This is a genomic window from Eubacterium ramulus ATCC 29099, assembly GCF_000469345.1.
Classification (GTDB): Bacteria; Bacillota; Clostridia; order Lachnospirales; family Lachnospiraceae; genus Eubacterium_I; species Eubacterium_I ramulus.
Genome location: NZ_KI271128.1, coordinates 63,585 through 79,689 on the forward strand (window position 1 = coordinate 63,585; position 16,105 = coordinate 79,689).

The following is a 16,105-nucleotide window of genomic DNA, read 5'->3' on the forward strand; positions in this document are numbered from 1 at the left end:
CACCAAGTCTCACGTGCGTTCGACTTGAATTATCAACTGTAGTTGTTTTTCCATGTCAATTCTATTATAATTATAAATAAAGAAAACTTATTTGAACAGAAACGGCTTTTTCAATCCGTTGGAAAACCAACGCTTTTTGAAAATTGTTGAAAAACAATGCTACAAATAAATGAGGTATGATCATGGATATCAGAATAGAAAAAACAAAAACTGCAATTCACAATACATTTTTAGAACTTCGCTCCAAAAAACCATTGGAAAAAATAACCATCAAAGAATTATGTGAAAAGGCTCAGATTAATAAATCAACTTTTTACTCTCATTATAGAGATATTTATGATCTGAGCGATCAATTAGAAACCGATGTCGTTGCCTCCGTCATTGAAGCCATACCAAATCCACAAAACTGCCTGGAAGATCCCGCCGTTCTGGCTAAAAATATGTTTCTCGGTTATCTCTCCAGGGATACCATCATCCGGATCCTGTTTTCCGGAACCAGAGCCGGAGAACTGGTACGCAAAGTCGAATATCAACTAAAAAAAATCCTGTTTGATGCTCACCCGGAGTACAAACAGGATCCTTCCGTCAATGTCGTGCTGTCTTACACGGTCTATGGCGGTTATTATGCATTTTTTGAAAATCGGCAGTACGGAGATGCCACAGTGGTTGATATTATCAGTCAGATTTCTTCCGAAGCAATGAACCTATTATAATTTCTTCCCGCACAAATACGCATCATTTACTCGGAATGATCCTTCTAAATATACATTAAATCCTCTTTGTCTGCCGCTCTTTTATTTCGGGCAAATAACAGGATGGAGACAATCATAAATACAATGGATATCAACTGTGCCGTTGTCAGCCCGAACAGCCCACCCTGTTCATTGGTACGCAAAAACTCCACACAGAATCTTCCGATTCCGTAAAGCATCAGGTACAACGCTCCCACATCGCCATGGTAACGCATCTTTCCTGTCATCCGGATCAGCACAAACGCAATGAGGAAATCACCTGCGGAAGAAAAAAGCTGCGTCGGCAGTAACGGTACCCCTGCCGGTGCAAAACTGTTTTCCGGGAATACAATTCCGATTGGCAAACTCGTCTCCTTACCATAACAGCAGCCTGCGAAAAAGCAGCCCAGCCGTCCAAAGGCCTGTGCCAATGCTACAGATGGTGCCAGCAGATCAAAATATGCGAAAAAACGGATATCCTTAATTTTACAGTAAATCAGCGCCGATGCCACACCAAAAATAATTCCGCCATACACCACAAATCCGGAAGACCCCAAAATACTCAGCGGATCAGCAAGAAATTGTTTCCAACTCAATATCACAAAAAATACTTTTGCACCCAGAAATCCCATCACCACACAGAGAATTGCCAGATCCAGCACGGACTCTGCCTTCATCTCGTAACGTTTTGCTCTATAATATCCCATCAGCACACACAAAATGACTCCTATGGCAATCATCACGCCATAGGTATGAACGGTGAATCTGCCAATAGAAAATAAATCTACTTTCATCTTTTAAACGCTCCTCTTTTTTCAAATCTGTTTCCTATTCTACACCATTTTCTTCCGTTTTCCAACTCTTTCTTCTTACTCTTTTCTGATCTGAAACACACTTGTTACTGTTCACACGCTTTTCGATTTAACGCTCCAATAAACAGGATACATTGTATCGTTTTTTACATTGACAGCTCATTTTCTCTGTGATAACATTTTGGTTACTATGCTGTGTCCGGTCACAACACACAACCCGTGCACATTATTTCACAACATTTTTATTTTCAGATATAAGTCTAAGAATGCCCTCGGCATTCTTGCTGCTTGTTCATGTATATAAGTATTTAGGAAAGGATCTCTTTTTTATGAAAATTCAGCTTTCTGATCATTTTACATTATCAAAACTACTGCGCTTTGTATTTCCATCTATTATCATGATGATTTTTACTTCCATTTACAGTGTCGTAGACGGACTGTTCGTATCCAATTTTGTCGGAAAAACCGCTTTTGCATCCGTCAATCTGATCATGCCATTCATTATGATCCTCGGTGCGATCGGATTTATGCTTGGAACCGGAGGAAATGCAATCGTATCAAAAACACTGGGCGAAGGTGAACCTAAGCTGGCACAGAAATATTTCTCCATGATCATATATTGTACCATGATTGGCGGCGTCATCGTTTCTATTCTTGGTTTCATTTTCATGCCAACAATTGCAAAATTACTGGGGGCCCGCGGTGAAATGCTGGCAGGAAGTATTCTCTACGGACGTATCTCCATGATTTCACTGACCTGTTTCATGCTACAAAATGTCTTCCAGAGTCTGTTAGTCACTGCCGGTAAACCAAAACTTGGGCTGTTGATCACCGTCAGTGCCGGTCTGACCAACATGACCCTGGATGCCGTATTTGTCTATGGATTAAAACTTGGTATTGCAGGTGCCGCACTTGCCACTGTCGCTTCCGAATTTATTGGCGGTCTGACTCCATTACTCTATTTTTTACATAAAAACAACAGTTCACTGCAGCTTTGCAGGACACGGATTCAGCTAGGAATTATGATCAAAACCTGTACGAATGGTTCTTCTGAATTCATGACAAACATTTCCATGTCACTGGTAAACATGCTTTACAATTTCCAGCTCATGCGTATCGCCGGTGAAAACGGAATTGCCGCTTACGGCGTCATTATGTATGTAAGTTTTATCTTCTGTGCAATGTTCATTGGTTACTCCGTAGGATGTGCACCGCTGATAGGATACAATTACGGTGCTGAAAATTATACGGAATTGAAAAATCTGTTTCGCAAAAGTCTGAAACTGGTAGGCTGCGCCGGTGTTTGCCTCGCTATCCTGGCAAACCTTCTGTCTGCACCGCTGGCCTCCCTTTTTGTCGGATATGACGATGCCTTATTTGCACTCACGGTACATGGATTCCGCATCTATTCACTGGCCTTTCTGCTGAACGGATTTTCCATCTTCGGTTCTGCATTTTTCACCGCTTTAAACAATGGATTGATTTCTGCCTGTATCGCATTTTTACGGACCTTTGCCTTTCAGATTGTTGCCGTGCTTGTGCTGCCATATCTGTTCGGCATCAATGGTGTATGGTGCTCCATCGTAGTCGCTGAATCACTGGCAATCTGCGTGACGACGACCTTCTTCGTACGGAAACGGCATGTGTACCATTATGTATAAATTCCTTTTTCGGGTGGCTTAAAATTTACTATCTGGGTTTTAATAGATGTGCGGGGATGTGCAGTGATTCTGAGAAGAATATGTCAGCTTTCGCTGACCAGATTCACGCACCAAGGCTCACGTGCGTTCGACTTGAATCCGATGTTGGGGTTAAAAGATGCCATACGAATTGTCCCGTACTTCGTACTCCCACAATTCTTTTACAGTATTACTGTAACGTCACCCGTAAAGATACCGGCTGATGATCCGTATACTCAAAATCAGTATCAACTACGTTTACCTGCTCCACCTGCAGATTATCAGACACGATATATCCATCAATGACATACACCTGAGAATCCTCATAATTTCCACTGTATGGTCCGTTCAACAGACGGCAGGTTGGCGCATTGTCTGCCACAGCAAAATCAAATCCTTCCGGCAAATCTTTTTTATACACAGTTCCCGGTACCCAACTGTCAGTATCATGGATTTCATATGTATCCACACCTTCAAATTGTTGATTAAAATCACCACCGGCAATCACATAATTGCCCGCTTTGTATTCTTCCTGCAACTTATCTGCCAGCATCCGGCTCTGAATTTTCTTTCCTTCTCCACTGTCATACGCTTCCAGATGAAAATTGATCAGCACCAGTTCTTTGTCTGTTCCCTCAATCGGAATCCTTGTCTCCAGCATGCAGCGTTTCAAATTACAGGTTTTGATCGGCCAGGAAAAAGATTCTGCCAGTTTGATACGCTTTGCACTCTCCACCTGATAATCTGTCATTGTAACCAGACCTGCTTCGACTTTTCCGATCGGCGGAATCGGATAAGGCACAAAATCACACTTGAAATTACAGGCATAAATGCTGCTCATATCCAGTGCCTTCTCATAATACGCACGTTCATTGATATGGAAGGAACGCTTTGCATCAATATCCACTTCCTGAAGGAAATAGAAGTCCGCAGCCTGATTTTTTAATATATCAGAAATACCTGCAAGATTTGTCTCTACAACTTTTTTACTATCCGGCTGTACCTTACTTCCACCGTCCATAAAAAAATCCTCATCTTTGCTTAGTGCACCATAACCTGTGTTGTACGTCAGGACAGAAAAACTGTCGCCTTCAGACAATGTCTTTGTTCCATTTCCCACATTAAGAAACTCAATGGATTTCGGACGATATTCCCGCACCGTATAAAAAATAAGTACTGCCGCTGCAAGCAATACAATGAACAGTATTACAATTCCAACCTTCTTTAATATTATTTTCCCCTTCATAATGTTTCTGCTCCTTCCCAACATTTTTCACCCGAATCATTATTCACAAAAAGGCATCCATAAAACGGATGCCTTTTCCTAATTTCATTATTTGGCTACAATATTGATAATTCTGCCCGGAACATAAATCTCTTTGATCACATTTCCTGTCAGTTTATCGCCAAGTGCTGCCTTACCTGCTGCGATAGCATCTTCTTTGCTGACATCAGCCGGAAGCGTAACCACGCATTTTGTTTTTCCATTGATCTGAACGGCAAGTTCTTTCTCATCATCTTTCATGGCATTCTCATCATAAGTTGGCCACGTCTCATGGAACACAGAATCTTCATGTCCAAGCTGACTCCACAGTTCCTCACTGATATGTGGAGCAAATGGTGCCATCAGAATAACAAATGTCTCTAATGTCTTTTTGTCTACACCGCCTTTTTTCGCCATGTCGATAAGCTTGTTATTATGCTCCATGAATCCGGAGATAACTGTATTCAGGCTGAAGCTCTCCAGACGGGTGGTAATGTCGTAAACCAGTTTGTTACGAACTTTTACCAGTTCTTTTGTCTCTTTCACATCAGCATCCTTGTTATCCAGGATCAATTTCCAGAAACGTGTGATGAAACGATATACACCATCGATTCCTCTGTCATCCCACTCAGAATCCAGTTCCGGTGGTCCTACAAACAGTTCGTAAAGTCTCAGTGAATCACAGCCGTAATCACGTACCAGATCATCCGGTGAGATTACGTTTCCTTTCGATTTGCTCATCTTGATACCGTTTTTACCTGTGATCATACCCTGGTTGAACAGTTTATGGAACGGCTCGTCAAAGTCGATCACACCGATGTCACACAGGAATTTTGTATAGAATCTGGAGTAAAGCAGATGCAGTACCGCATGTTCAACACCACCGATATACATATCAACCGGCAGATATTTGTCTGCTTTTTCTCTGGAAACCAGCTCATTCTCATTTTTGTTATCTACATAACGAAGGAAATACCAGGAAGATCCTGCCCACTGCGGCATGGTATTTGTCTCACGTTTTGCAGGTTTTCCACAGCATGGGCAGGTTGTATTTACCCAATCTGTAATGTCTGCCAACGGAGACTCACCGGTACCTGTCGGCTGATAGGACTCAACCTCTGGTAATAACAGCGGAAGTTCTTCTTCCGGAACCGGAACAGGTCCGCAGTCCGGACAATGAATAATCGGAATCGGCTCACCCCAGTAACGCTGACGGGAAAATACCCAGTCTCTCAGTTTGTAGTTTGTGGTAGCTTTTCCAATACCCATCTCCTCGATAATATGCGGAGCTTCTTTCTTCAGTACGGAAGATTCCATACCATTCCACTCACCGGAATTGATCATGGTACCTTTGGCATCTGTGTAAGCTTCTGTCATATTTTCAATTTCTTTGCCATCTTTTGCGATAACCTGAATAATCGGGATATTGAATTTGGTTGCAAATTCGAAGTCACGATCATCATGCGCCGGAACACACATGATCGCACCGGTACCATAATCAGCTAATACATAATCAGACAGCCAGATCGGTACTTTTGCACCATTGATCGGGTTGATAGCATAGCTTCCGGTAAATACACCTGTTTTCTCTTTGTCCTGCAGACGGTCTACGGAAGATTTCAGAGAAGACTGATAAATATAATCTTCTACTGCTGTTCTTGTCTCATCGTTTGCAAGCTCTTTTGCCATTGCATGCTCCGGAGCCAGGACCATAAATGTAGCACCGTGCAAAGTATCCGGTCTTGTCGTATATACGGTGATTTCTTTATCTGTATTCTCAACCTTGAAGTTAACTTCAGCACCGTAGCTCTTACCGATCCAGTCAGTCTGCATCTTTTTCACTTTTTCCGGCCAGTCAAGCTTGTCAAGGTCATCCAACAAACGGTCAGCATATGCTGTGATTTTTAACATCCACTGGTTCAGGTTTTTCTTCGTAACATCAGCGCCGCAACGCTCACATTTACCATTTACAACTTCCTCATTTGCAAGACCTGTCTTACAGGACGGACACCAGTTGATCGGCATCTCTTTCTGATAAGCAAGACCTGCTTTGAACATTTTCACAAAAATCCACTGTGTCCATTTATAAAAATTCGGATCGGTTGTGTTTACTTCCATATCCCAGTCATAAACAGCAGCGATTTCTTTGATCTGACGTTTGATATTTGCAATATTCTCTGCTGTGGATTTCTCCGGATGTACGCCCATCTTGATTGCGTAGTTCTCAGCCGGAAGTCCGAATGCATCCCATCCCATCGGATGAATCAGATAATATCCATTGAGCATTTTGTATCTGCTCCAGACATCGGAGATAACGTATCCTCTCCAGTGTCCGACATGCAGACCATTTCCTGACGGATACGGAAACATGTCCAGACAGTAGTATTTCGGTTTTTTACCATCATTTACATTAACCGGGTGTTCTTCCCAGATTTTGCGCCATTTCTGTTCAATCTCTCTGTGATTGTACGGTACAGCCATTTTCATTCCTCCTAACAGATTGTCCTTCTTTCTCTTGCGTGGACATAGTCTGTAGAAATTTTAACACAACCACTGCATTTGTCAAGGTTGGCATAGGAAAATTTGCATTGCTAAAGCGAAAAAAACGGAAGATTTTGCCTCTGCAGACGATTGTTAGCTGTAGAGGTAAAATCTTCCGTTTTCTCATATTTAGTTTTATTCTGCTCTTGCAGCCACTTCTTTCTCCTGTACATCAGACGGAGCCTGCTCATAACGTGAGAACTCATACTCATAAGTTCCGCTGCCGCCGGTCATGGAACGAAGATCTGTATTGTAGCCAAATAATGAAGACATTGGTACATCTGCAACAATTTCCTGCTTGCCGCCCTCTACCGGATTCATTCCAAGTACACGACCACGACGTTTATTTAAATCTCCCATAATGTCACCGGTGTATTTGTCCGGTACTAACACTTTTACTGAAGCGATCGGCTCTAATAAAACTGGGGAAGCATCCATAAATCCTTTCTTGAAAGCCTGAATTGCAGCTGTCTTGAATGCCATCTCAGAGGAATCTACCGGATGATAAGATCCATCGTATAATACAGCCTTTACACCTACAACCGGATAGCCTGCCAGCGGTCCGCGCTCTACGGATTCCTGAATACCTTTTTCTACTGCCGGGAAGTAGTTTTTCGGAACAGCACCTCCTACTACAATCTGATCAAATTCATATGCTTCTTCCAGATTGCCGGATGGCTCAAATGTCATCTTAACATGGCCATACTGTCCGTGTCCACCGGACTGTTTTTTATATTTGTACTCTACATCAGCTTTCTTGCGGATAGTTTCACGGAAAGCAACTTTTGGCTGTTCTAACGTAATCTCTACTTTGTATTTTTCTTTTAATTTGCTTACGACCACATCCAGCTGCTGATCTCCGATCGCATACAACAGAGACTGATGATTCTCACTGTCGTTGACTGCTTTCAGTGTCAGATCTTCCTGCATCATCTTCTGCAATGCCTGAGATACTTTATCTACATCAGCTTTGTTTACCGGTTTGTAGCTCATGTATGTATATGGTTTGGATACCGCTGTCTTGATAAAGGTCAATGGTGTTGCCTTTGTGGACAGTGTATCGGTTGTCGCTACCTTATTTAATTTTGCAAGTGCTCCGATATCACCGGCGTGCAGCTCCGGTACTTCTTCCGGTTTGTTCCCGCGCAGTACATACAGTTTACCGATTTTGTCGTCCATGCCATGTTCTTCATTGTACATCACATCATCTGTCTTGATTACACCGGATGTCACCTTGATCAGAGAATATTTTCCGATAAACGGATCCACAATGGTCTTGAAAACATACGCACTCTTTGCTTTTGCAAAATTAAAGTCTGCATCATATACTTCATTTGTCTTGATATTGATAGCTTTGCACTGTTTTTTCTCCGGGCTTGGAAGATATTTTACAATATCATCCAACAAGGTGTAGATACCTTTTGCCATTGTACCGGAAGCCATGGAAATCGGAACCATACTGCCGTCACATACATTGGTATGTAAAACCTGACGGATCTCGTTCTCAGAGAACGTATCACCGGAAAAATAACGGTCCATATATTCTTCACTTGTTTCTGCCACAGACTCCAACAGTGCCTCACGACAGATTTCCAGATTTTCAAAAGAGTAATCCGGCACATCCGTCTTGTCTACGGTTCCGTCTTCTTTCCAGCGTTTTGCTTTCATCTGAATGACATTGACGTAGCCAACAAACTGTCCGTTCTCACGAATTGGTAAATGCAGCGGTGCTATCTTCTTTCCATATAATTCCTGCAGATCTACGACTACCTGACGGAAGCTTGCGTTGTCATCATCCATATTCGTAACCCAGATCATACGCGGAAGGTTATACTTCTCACAGATATCCCATGCTTTCTGTGTACCAACTTCCACGCCGGCTTTGCCATTTACCACAATAATCGCCGCATCGGCTGCAGCTGCTGCCTCTTCTACTTCACCGACAAAATCGAAAAAACCCGGTGTATCCAGCAGATTGATCTTGGTTTCTCTCCACTCGATCGGAACCACAGATGTGCTGATGGAAAAACCACGTTTTATCTCTTCTTTATCATAATCACTGATGGTATTGCCATCTGTGACTGTTCCCATACGATTGGTAATTCCGGAAAGGTAAGCCATAGCTTCAACTATTGTTGTCTTTCCGGAACCCCCATGTCCCAGTAAAACTACGTTGCGGATTTTGTCAGTAGTATAAACATTCATGTCATTTCCTCCAATACATAAAAAAGTATGGTTATATTTTACTAAACTTTTCTTGTTTTTGCAACCTTTTTATAAAAAATGCACAAGTTTCATCCATATTATCTTGCAATTACTTCGCTTTCCGGAAATTCTCTGAACAAGATCTGCTTTCAGAGCGATATCCTCTATCAGACTTTTTCAACATCACCTTACCCGTCTTCTGTTTTTTTTCTTATTTACTTTTACGCTTTAAAGTGTTGACTTTTTTATATAAATGCGTTATCATGGCAAAAGAGTTCGCTGAGCGAACGATATGGATCATAGTTTTTAAATAAAGGGCTCGTTTTCGAAAGATTCCGAGCGTATATGAAATGATAAGGGAGGGTACATTATGATTCCAGAAAAAATCGGCTTTATCGGCCTGGGGCATATCGGCGGTTCTGTTGCAAAGACGGTGCATCGCATCTATCCGGATATTCAGATCGTCGCCTATGACACCTGCCGTGCCACTCTGGACACCGCATTACAGGAAGGTGTGATCAGTGAAGCACTGGATCAGGTTGGCAAAGGATTTTCCGATTGTAATTATATCTATCTATGTGCCCCGGTTCTCGACAATGCAGACTATGTCCGGGAATTATCCGGCATTCTGCATGATGATATGCTTTTAACTGATGTCGGCAGTGTCAAGACCGGCATCCACGAACAGATTCAGAAATTTCCGGATCTGGAACGACATTTTATCGGCGGTCATCCTATGTGCGGAACGGAGCATGTAGGCTATGAGTATTCCACTGCATATATGCTGGAAAATGCATATTATATTCTGACCCCGACACACACTGTTTCTCCCCAGAAAGTTGATGAATTCGAGCATTTTGTGACATCGATCGGTGCGGTTCCATTGATTCTGGATTATAAAAAACATGATTTTTCTGTCGGTTCCATCAGCCATCTTCCTACGGTCATAGCCTCTACACTGGTCAATCTGGTAAAAAATCTGGATGACTCTGATGAGACACTTCGTACGATTGCAGCCGGTGGATTCAAAGATATCACCCGCGTGGCATCTTCCGATCCTACCATGTGGGAAAACATCTGTCTGGCAAACCGCAATCAGATTCTGGAACTAATCGATACCTATGTCAATGCACTGAAGGAAACCAGAAACACCATAGCAGAAAGTCACCCGGAAGAGATCAAAGAATTTTTCAGTTCTGCCAAAGAATACCGTGATTCTTTCAACATCTCGCATCGTGGTCCGATCCGCCCGGTTTACCAGCTGTTCTGTGATCTGATTGATGAAGCAGGCGGAATCGCCACCATTGCTACGATCCTGGCTTCCAACAACATCAGTATCAAGAACATCGGCATCATCCATAACCGCGAGTTCCAACAGGGTGTTCTTCAGGTGGAATTTTACGATAGTGATGCTTATGATCACGCAGTAGAACTGTTACGCAAATATCACTACACCGTGTATGAGAAATAATTTTTCTTTTTTCAAAAAACAGACCAGTTTCAGGAAGAACGATACCCACCCCTATGGATCGTTCTTCTGAAACTGGTCTGTTTGCGGATTGCGAATGTCTGCTTTACTTGCTCCAATACCTGTGTCCTTTTTAATTTTGTGGAAGCGGCTGGATAGATGACAGAACAGCTTCACATTCTGCCTGCCCTGCTTCTGCCGGTCCTGTGGCAATGATTGTAATCATCCGTCCGCCATTTTCCGTCACTGCATAATACTGGTAAATATAGCTGCCCTGATATTCCGCCATACCGGCGAAAGATACAAACGGGCTCGTACCAATGACACTGTCTGTAATACCATTAAAATTGTAAGTAATACCCTGATCGGAATAACTCATCAGTTGCCCGGCAAGTGTATTTGCGTACTCCTGAGCTGTCACTTCACCAAACATCGTCAGATCCTCTGTCATCATTGCAATCGTAGATCCGGTATTTGGATTATAAATATAGAATTCATAACTGCTGGTATCACCCATATTATCTGTATTGCCTGTCACCTGCTGTCCGGCACTTTCCACAGCATCAATCTGCTCCTGTGTACCGATCTGCCAGCCATCCGGAAGTGTCAGGCACATACCAAGACTTGTATTTGTATAAGTAACACCATCCCAGGTTCCTGCCTGATAAGCAACAACATCCTCCGACGATGCACTGCTGTCTGCATTCTCTGCTGTTTCTCCTACTGCAGATGTATCCGTTCCTGCACTGCTCTGATTCTTTCCACCACAGGCCGCCAGAGAACAGATCATCGCTGTCATTAATAACCCCACGATCAATTTTTTCATTCTTTTTAGTCTGCCTTTCTTTCAAAGTAATATTTTGGTCAAAATCTCCATTATATTTTACTTGTATAGATAGAAAAAGTCAAGAAACGCTCCATTTCCTGACTTTTATCTCCATTTATACGATATTTATTTTGACTGTTCTTCTTCCATTTTCGCAATGCTGGCACGAAGTTCATCACGCTCTTCCTTGGATGATCCACGGATTGCAAGATAATTTTTCATCATCTCCGCCGGTGTCAGCCCCCAGAACTCTACAAAGTTCTGTACATCATATTTCATATATTCCTGCGCCTTTACAATCGGATGATAACTGTAAATCTTACCATTACGATCCATTCGTAAGAACTCTTTCTGAACCAGATGACTCAGGTAAGTACTTACCGTCTGAGGTTTCCAGTTCTTTTCATACACTGCATTGCAAGCTTTTACTACTTCACTTAAAACCATATCATGATCTGCGAGCCAGATAGCACGCATCACAAGCATTTCCGCTGTTGTCAAATAATATCTGTTTGTTCTATCAATCATTGCTGTCGCCCCCTTGCGTTTTATGCTCTTTGCATTAAGTAAATTTTTCTTTATTACAAAAAACAGGAAAGCGATACACTTTCCTGCTTCTCAAATGCCGCTGGCCGGACTCGAACCGGCACGGAGTTACCCGCTTGATTTTGAGTCAAGTGCGTCTGCCAATTCCGCCACAGCGGCATGGTGTTCGGTTTTTACCGAACACATTAATCATATCATACAGATATGCAAATTGCAAGAAAAATTTATCTTTTCTTTGTTACTTTTTTATACCAGTCCTTTGATAATGTCAAAACAGTCAAAAGTTGCAAAATAGTCCTTCGGTGTCTCGGCACGACGAATCAGCTGCGCGCCGCCATCTTCTTTCAACAGTATTTCTGCCGAGCGGAGGCGTCCGTTGTAATTATATCCCATAGAATAACCATGTGCTCCTGTATCATGGATCACCAGATAATCACCCATGTCAATCTTCGGAAGCATACGGTCTACTGCGAATTTATCACAGTTCTCGCAAAGAGAACCTACCACATCATACTTGTGGTTGCAAGGTGCATCTTCTTTACCTGCCACGGTAATGTGATGATATGCTCCATAGATTGCCGGACGCATCAGGTTTGCAGCGCAGGCATCCACACCGATATACTCTTTGTATGTGTGTTTCTCATGGATTGCTTTTGTCACGAGGCAGCCATATGGTCCCATCATAAATCTTCCCATCTCTGTATAGATTGCTACATCACCCATATCAGCCGGAACGAGCACTTCTTCGTATACCTTCTGTACCCCTGCACCGATCACACGGATATCATTCGGAACCTGATCCGGTTTATATGCGATTCCTACACCACCGGACAGATTGATAAAACTGATCTTGATACCCAGTTTCTCTTTGATTTCAACACACAGTTCAAATAATGTACGTGCAAGTGTTGGATAATAATCATTGGTAACCGTATTACTTACGAGGAATGCATGGATACCGAAACGCTCCACTCCTTTTTCTTTCAAAAGTTTATATCCCTCAAAAAGCTGCTCTTTTGTAAATCCGTATTTTGCATCACCAGGGTTATCCATGATACCATTGCTCAATGTATACACTCCGCCCGGATTATAACGCAGACTCATGGTCTTTGGAAACGCACCGATCGTTTTCTCCAGAAAATCAATATGGGTAAAATCATCCAGATTGATCGTCGCACCAATCTCATTTGCATATACAAACTCTTCTGCCGGTGTATCATTGGAGGAAAACATGATCTCCTCACCGGACATGCCAAGTTCATGGGCAAGCATCAGCTCTGTCATCGAAGAACAGTCAGCACCACATCCGTACTCTCTTAAAATATTTAACAGAAATGGGTTCGGTGTAGCTTTTACAGCAAAATACTCACGAAACCCCGGATTCCATGCAAATGCCTCTTTCACAGCCTTTGCATTTTCACGGATTCCTTTTTCATCATATAAATGGAAAGGAGTCGGATAAGATTTTACAATCTCTTCGATCTGCTCTTTGGTAACAAATGGTTCTTTTTTCATTTTAATTTCTCCTTGTCGTATCACTTTTTTCTCTCGTTCTACATCATACACAAAAGAACAAAAAAAAACAACCCGTCGTCAGGATTTTCTCCTGACAATGGGCTGTTTTTTGTCTTAACGTCTAGCTTTCAGCATTTCTTAATTGTCTGCTGCTCCGGTTCTCTTTAATACATAGAAACCATCGTCAAAGCAGGTTACATAGATATATCCTCTGTCATCTACGCAGCAATCTTCTGTCATTGCATTACGCGGACCCGGTAATCCCGGGAAGAAGGAGTCTTCCGGTTTTTTATTCGGATTTGGCGGAATAAAGTATGCAAGTTCTTTGATGTAATAAGGATCGGATACATCATAGATACGCAATCCTGCAGCAAAGTAACAGCAGTATACTCTGTCGCCTCTCTGCTCCAGCCATGGCTTGTTGCTCATCGGCTCATGCAGATTATGCGGTCCGAACGGTCCCTGGCATCCAAGGTTCATTACATTGAAGTTCGGATACGGGAAATCTTCCGGTACTTCCGGATACGGGAACTCTGCAATCAGAGTCGGATGTGTCGGATCACTGACATCAACCATATGAAGGTTATTCATAGCCTGTGCTTCTTTGATGGATCCTTCCGGGAAGAACTGGAATCTCTCGCCCTCGTTTGTAACAACACAAAGATCACGACCCGGCAGCGGTAATGCTGTATGAGTACGTGCTCCTGCCAGATGGCTTGAGAATGCCGGCATAAATTTTAACTGTCCTAACAGATGTGGACGGGTAACGTCTGTTGCATCCAGAACATACAGACCATCTCCGCCGTAACCACAGAACATAATTCCGTCATCACGTCTGAATGGCGGTCCATGCATCCATCCTTTATCCATGAAGGACGGAACATGTCCTGCATGATGATCTACTGTTCTGCAAGGATATCCGTCTACGAACTGATGAGGTGCCCACCAGTTACCAACTTCATGTGGATTGGTCGGATCAGAAATATCTACAATACGCATGATCATTCCTTCAAAACGCTCGGATTCGCAGGAAAGATATACATAAGGACCTCCGTTATACATGAAACGATGAACACCGATGGAATGTGGTACCCCACAATCCCAGTAACCCAGATATTTCGGATTCTCCGGATCTTCTTTCAGGCTCCAGATCTGGATACCGGCCTGACATTTCATGTTCATAAGCTCGCTCTGCTCAACTAAGGCACCCGGACCTGAACCGGCTGTCATTGCACAGATCAGAAGATCATCAGCTACCTGGACCTTAGGGGTAGAGGTAGTCGGATATTCTTCCGGATCTAACAGCTGCAGATGTTTTACAAATCTTGTATGTTCCGGATCTGTAATGTCTGCGATCAGAACACCATTCTGGCTGCCGCCAAAGCAGGAACCATACAGATAATATTTTCCTTCTGCAGTCTTGTATACCTGCATCTGGAAAACACCGCTTTTACCATTCCAAGGGTTGAAATCGAGAACTTCCAGGTTTTTGATATATCCGTTATTTCCCGGTCCCTTGGCATAAAATTTGTCTGCCATAATTACGTCTCCTTTTTTCTTGATGATTTTATTCTAATCTAATCTTTTTCATACGTCAAATAAAAAAATGAGCCGTTTGTTATAACCATTTTGTTATGCATTGTGAATCGTTTTTTTCAATATTGTCACAAATCTGCGGATGGCAGGATCCCTGTGCTCATTCCGCCATACCAGACTCAGCGGATGCGTGGATTCCAGTGGCAGATACGCGAATCCGGGGGTATCCAGTGCCCGGCTCCAGCTATCCGTCACCGCTACCCCGAGACCACACTGTACCCCCATGATCATTGCATCTGTACTGTGTACCGGTTGGATCTTCGGTGTGAATCCATAAGGTTTGCACACACTCCGAATCAGATCTGTCACATAATCGTTATCCTCTCCCGCCACCGTTAAAAACTCTTCCCCCCTGAAATCATAGGGAGTCAGTTCGCCCTGGTGTGGTGCATTGGCCGTATTGTAGAGCAGCACCCGGGGAAGATCAGCAACTTTGGCGTGTAAAATTCCCTGGATATTTAAGATTTTCGGTTCTATGGTGACAATGACATCTTCTTTGCCACTCTGCAAAGCCTCCTGGGAACTACGAGGCTCATAACTATTAACTTCTACCTTGACATTTGGAAATTCCTGCGAAAACTCTTTCAGCACAGGAAGCAAAATTTCAGAGATATTCCAGTTATTCAATACACCAAGATGTAACACCTGTTTTTTGTTTTCCAGCGACAGCTTTGCCCGGAGTTTCAGATCAAACAGTTCCCCACGATACCGTTCAAAAAAATCGTAGAACATCTCACCGTTTGCTGTCAGCATGATTCCGCGGTTCAGCCGCTCAAAAAGCGGGCAGCCCAGTTCTTGTTCCAGTGCCAGGATCTGCCGGCTGATGGCAGGCTGTGATACAAACAATTCCTGTGCCGCTCTGGAAAAACTCATATTTCTTGCTGCTGCCAGAAAATATTCTATCTGCAGATCATTCATTGCC

At 42.9% G+C, this 16,105-nt stretch carries 12 protein-coding genes and 1 tRNA gene; 3 read left to right on the plus strand and 10 right to left on the minus strand.

Going from position 1 to position 16,105, the window contains the following annotated elements:
- The first annotated feature begins 182 nt into the window (after nt 1-182).
- Nucleotides 183-713 carry a TetR/AcrR family transcriptional regulator gene (locus HMPREF0373_RS08025; RefSeq protein ID WP_044963464.1) on the plus strand — a complete coding sequence of 177 codons (531 nt, stop codon included), beginning with the start codon at nt 183-185 and terminating at the stop codon, nt 711-713.
- A 44-nt stretch (nt 714-757) separates the two neighbouring features.
- Here HMPREF0373_RS08025 and lgt read toward each other — a convergent pair whose 3' ends face one another.
- On the minus strand, nt 758-1,525 hold the full coding sequence (gene lgt, locus HMPREF0373_RS08030) for a prolipoprotein diacylglyceryl transferase (RefSeq protein ID WP_021739184.1): 768 nt from the start codon (nt 1,523-1,525) through the stop codon (nt 758-760).
- Between the two features lie 347 nt (nt 1,526-1,872).
- Here lgt and HMPREF0373_RS08035 point away from each other — a divergent pair, with 347 nt between their 5' ends.
- Nucleotides 1,873-3,204 carry an MATE family efflux transporter gene (locus HMPREF0373_RS08035; protein ID WP_044963466.1) on the plus strand — a complete coding sequence of 444 codons (1,332 nt, stop codon included), beginning with the start codon at nt 1,873-1,875 and terminating at the stop codon, nt 3,202-3,204.
- 208 nt (nt 3,205-3,412) lie between these two features.
- Here the strand turns inward: HMPREF0373_RS08035 and HMPREF0373_RS08040 are convergent, their stop codons facing one another.
- The 3 genes from HMPREF0373_RS08040 to HMPREF0373_RS08050 form a co-directional block, all read right to left on the minus strand.
- Nucleotides 3,413-4,468 carry an endonuclease/exonuclease/phosphatase family protein gene (locus HMPREF0373_RS08040; protein ID WP_044963468.1) on the minus strand — a complete coding sequence of 352 codons (1,056 nt, stop codon included), beginning with the start codon at nt 4,466-4,468 and terminating at the stop codon, nt 3,413-3,415.
- An 87-nt stretch (nt 4,469-4,555) separates the two neighbouring features.
- On the minus strand, nt 4,556-6,967 hold the full coding sequence (gene leuS / locus HMPREF0373_RS08045) for a leucine--tRNA ligase (protein ID WP_044963470.1): 2,412 nt from the start codon (nt 6,965-6,967) through the stop codon (nt 4,556-4,558).
- A 195-nt stretch (nt 6,968-7,162) separates the two neighbouring features.
- The gene (locus HMPREF0373_RS08050; protein WP_021739188.1) at nt 7,163-9,232 is read right to left on the minus strand and encodes an elongation factor G; all 2,070 of its coding nucleotides are present in this window, start codon (nt 9,230-9,232) and stop codon (nt 7,163-7,165) included.
- Between the two features lie 370 nt (nt 9,233-9,602).
- On the opposite strand from HMPREF0373_RS08050, the gene HMPREF0373_RS08055 reads away from it, so the two are divergent.
- Entirely contained in the window at nt 9,603-10,703 is a 1,101-nt protein-coding gene (locus HMPREF0373_RS08055) for a prephenate dehydrogenase (RefSeq protein ID WP_021739190.1), read from the plus strand.
- Nucleotides 10,704-10,833: 130 nt separating this feature from the next.
- Here HMPREF0373_RS08055 and HMPREF0373_RS17160 read toward each other — a convergent pair whose 3' ends face one another.
- The 6 genes from HMPREF0373_RS17160 to HMPREF0373_RS08085 all read right to left on the minus strand — a co-directional run bounded on the left by HMPREF0373_RS17160 (nt 10,834) and on the right by HMPREF0373_RS08085 (nt 16,101).
- Nucleotides 10,834-11,526, minus strand: coding sequence for a hypothetical protein (locus HMPREF0373_RS17160; protein ID WP_021739191.1), 693 nt, complete (start codon nt 11,524-11,526; stop codon nt 10,834-10,836).
- A gap of 126 nt (nt 11,527-11,652) precedes the next feature.
- Nucleotides 11,653-12,054 (minus strand): BlaI/MecI/CopY family transcriptional regulator, encoded by a 402-nt coding sequence (locus tag HMPREF0373_RS08065; RefSeq protein ID WP_021739192.1) that lies wholly within the window; start codon nt 12,052-12,054, stop codon nt 11,653-11,655.
- Nucleotides 12,055-12,149: 95 nt separating this feature from the next.
- A tRNA-Leu gene (locus HMPREF0373_RS08070) sits at nt 12,150-12,231 on the minus strand.
- An 87-nt stretch (nt 12,232-12,318) separates the two neighbouring features.
- Complete coding sequence (locus HMPREF0373_RS08075) at nt 12,319-13,587, minus strand: diaminopimelate decarboxylase (protein ID WP_022036645.1); 1,269 nt, start codon at nt 13,585-13,587, stop codon at nt 12,319-12,321.
- Between the two features lie 138 nt (nt 13,588-13,725).
- Nucleotides 13,726-15,126: an LVIVD repeat-containing protein gene (locus HMPREF0373_RS08080; protein ID WP_021739194.1), complete on the minus strand. Its 1,401-nt coding sequence runs from the start codon at nt 15,124-15,126 to the stop codon at nt 13,726-13,728.
- Nucleotides 15,127-15,219: 93 nt separating this feature from the next.
- Nucleotides 15,220-16,101, minus strand: a complete 882-nt coding sequence (locus HMPREF0373_RS08085; protein WP_021739195.1) for a LysR family transcriptional regulator — start codon at nt 16,099-16,101, stop codon at nt 15,220-15,222.
- Nucleotides 16,102-16,105: the final 4 nt, after the last annotated feature.

What these genes read in the sequence shown, in the direction of transcription:
- HMPREF0373_RS17160 (WP_021739191.1), bottom strand. Translation starts at nt 11,526, where the DNA reads ATGAAAAAATTGATCGTGGGGTTATTAATGACAGCGATGATCTGTTCT.
- HMPREF0373_RS08055 (WP_021739190.1), top strand. Translation starts at nt 9,603, where the DNA reads ATGATTCCAGAAAAAATCGGCTTTATCGGCCTGGGGCATATCGGCGGT.
- HMPREF0373_RS08035 (WP_044963466.1), top strand. Translation starts at nt 1,873, where the DNA reads ATGAAAATTCAGCTTTCTGATCATTTTACATTATCAAAACTACTGCGC.
- HMPREF0373_RS08065 (WP_021739192.1), bottom strand. Translation starts at nt 12,054, where the DNA reads ATGATTGATAGAACAAACAGATATTATTTGACAACAGCGGAAATGCTT.
- HMPREF0373_RS08040 (WP_044963468.1), bottom strand. Translation starts at nt 4,468, where the DNA reads ATGAAGGGGAAAATAATATTAAAGAAGGTTGGAATTGTAATACTGTTC.
- leuS (WP_044963470.1), bottom strand. Translation starts at nt 6,967, where the DNA reads ATGGCTGTACCGTACAATCACAGAGAGATTGAACAGAAATGGCGCAAA.
- HMPREF0373_RS08075 (WP_022036645.1), bottom strand. Translation starts at nt 13,587, where the DNA reads ATGAAAAAAGAACCATTTGTTACCAAAGAGCAGATCGAAGAGATTGTA.
- HMPREF0373_RS08025 (WP_044963464.1), top strand. Translation starts at nt 183, where the DNA reads ATGGATATCAGAATAGAAAAAACAAAAACTGCAATTCACAATACATTT.
- HMPREF0373_RS08050 (WP_021739188.1), bottom strand. Translation starts at nt 9,232, where the DNA reads ATGAATGTTTATACTACTGACAAAATCCGCAACGTAGTTTTACTGGGA.
- lgt (WP_021739184.1), bottom strand. Translation starts at nt 1,525, where the DNA reads ATGAAAGTAGATTTATTTTCTATTGGCAGATTCACCGTTCATACCTAT.
- HMPREF0373_RS08080 (WP_021739194.1), bottom strand. Translation starts at nt 15,126, where the DNA reads ATGGCAGACAAATTTTATGCCAAGGGACCGGGAAATAACGGATATATC.
- HMPREF0373_RS08085 (WP_021739195.1), bottom strand. Translation starts at nt 16,101, where the DNA reads ATGAATGATCTGCAGATAGAATATTTTCTGGCAGCAGCAAGAAATATG.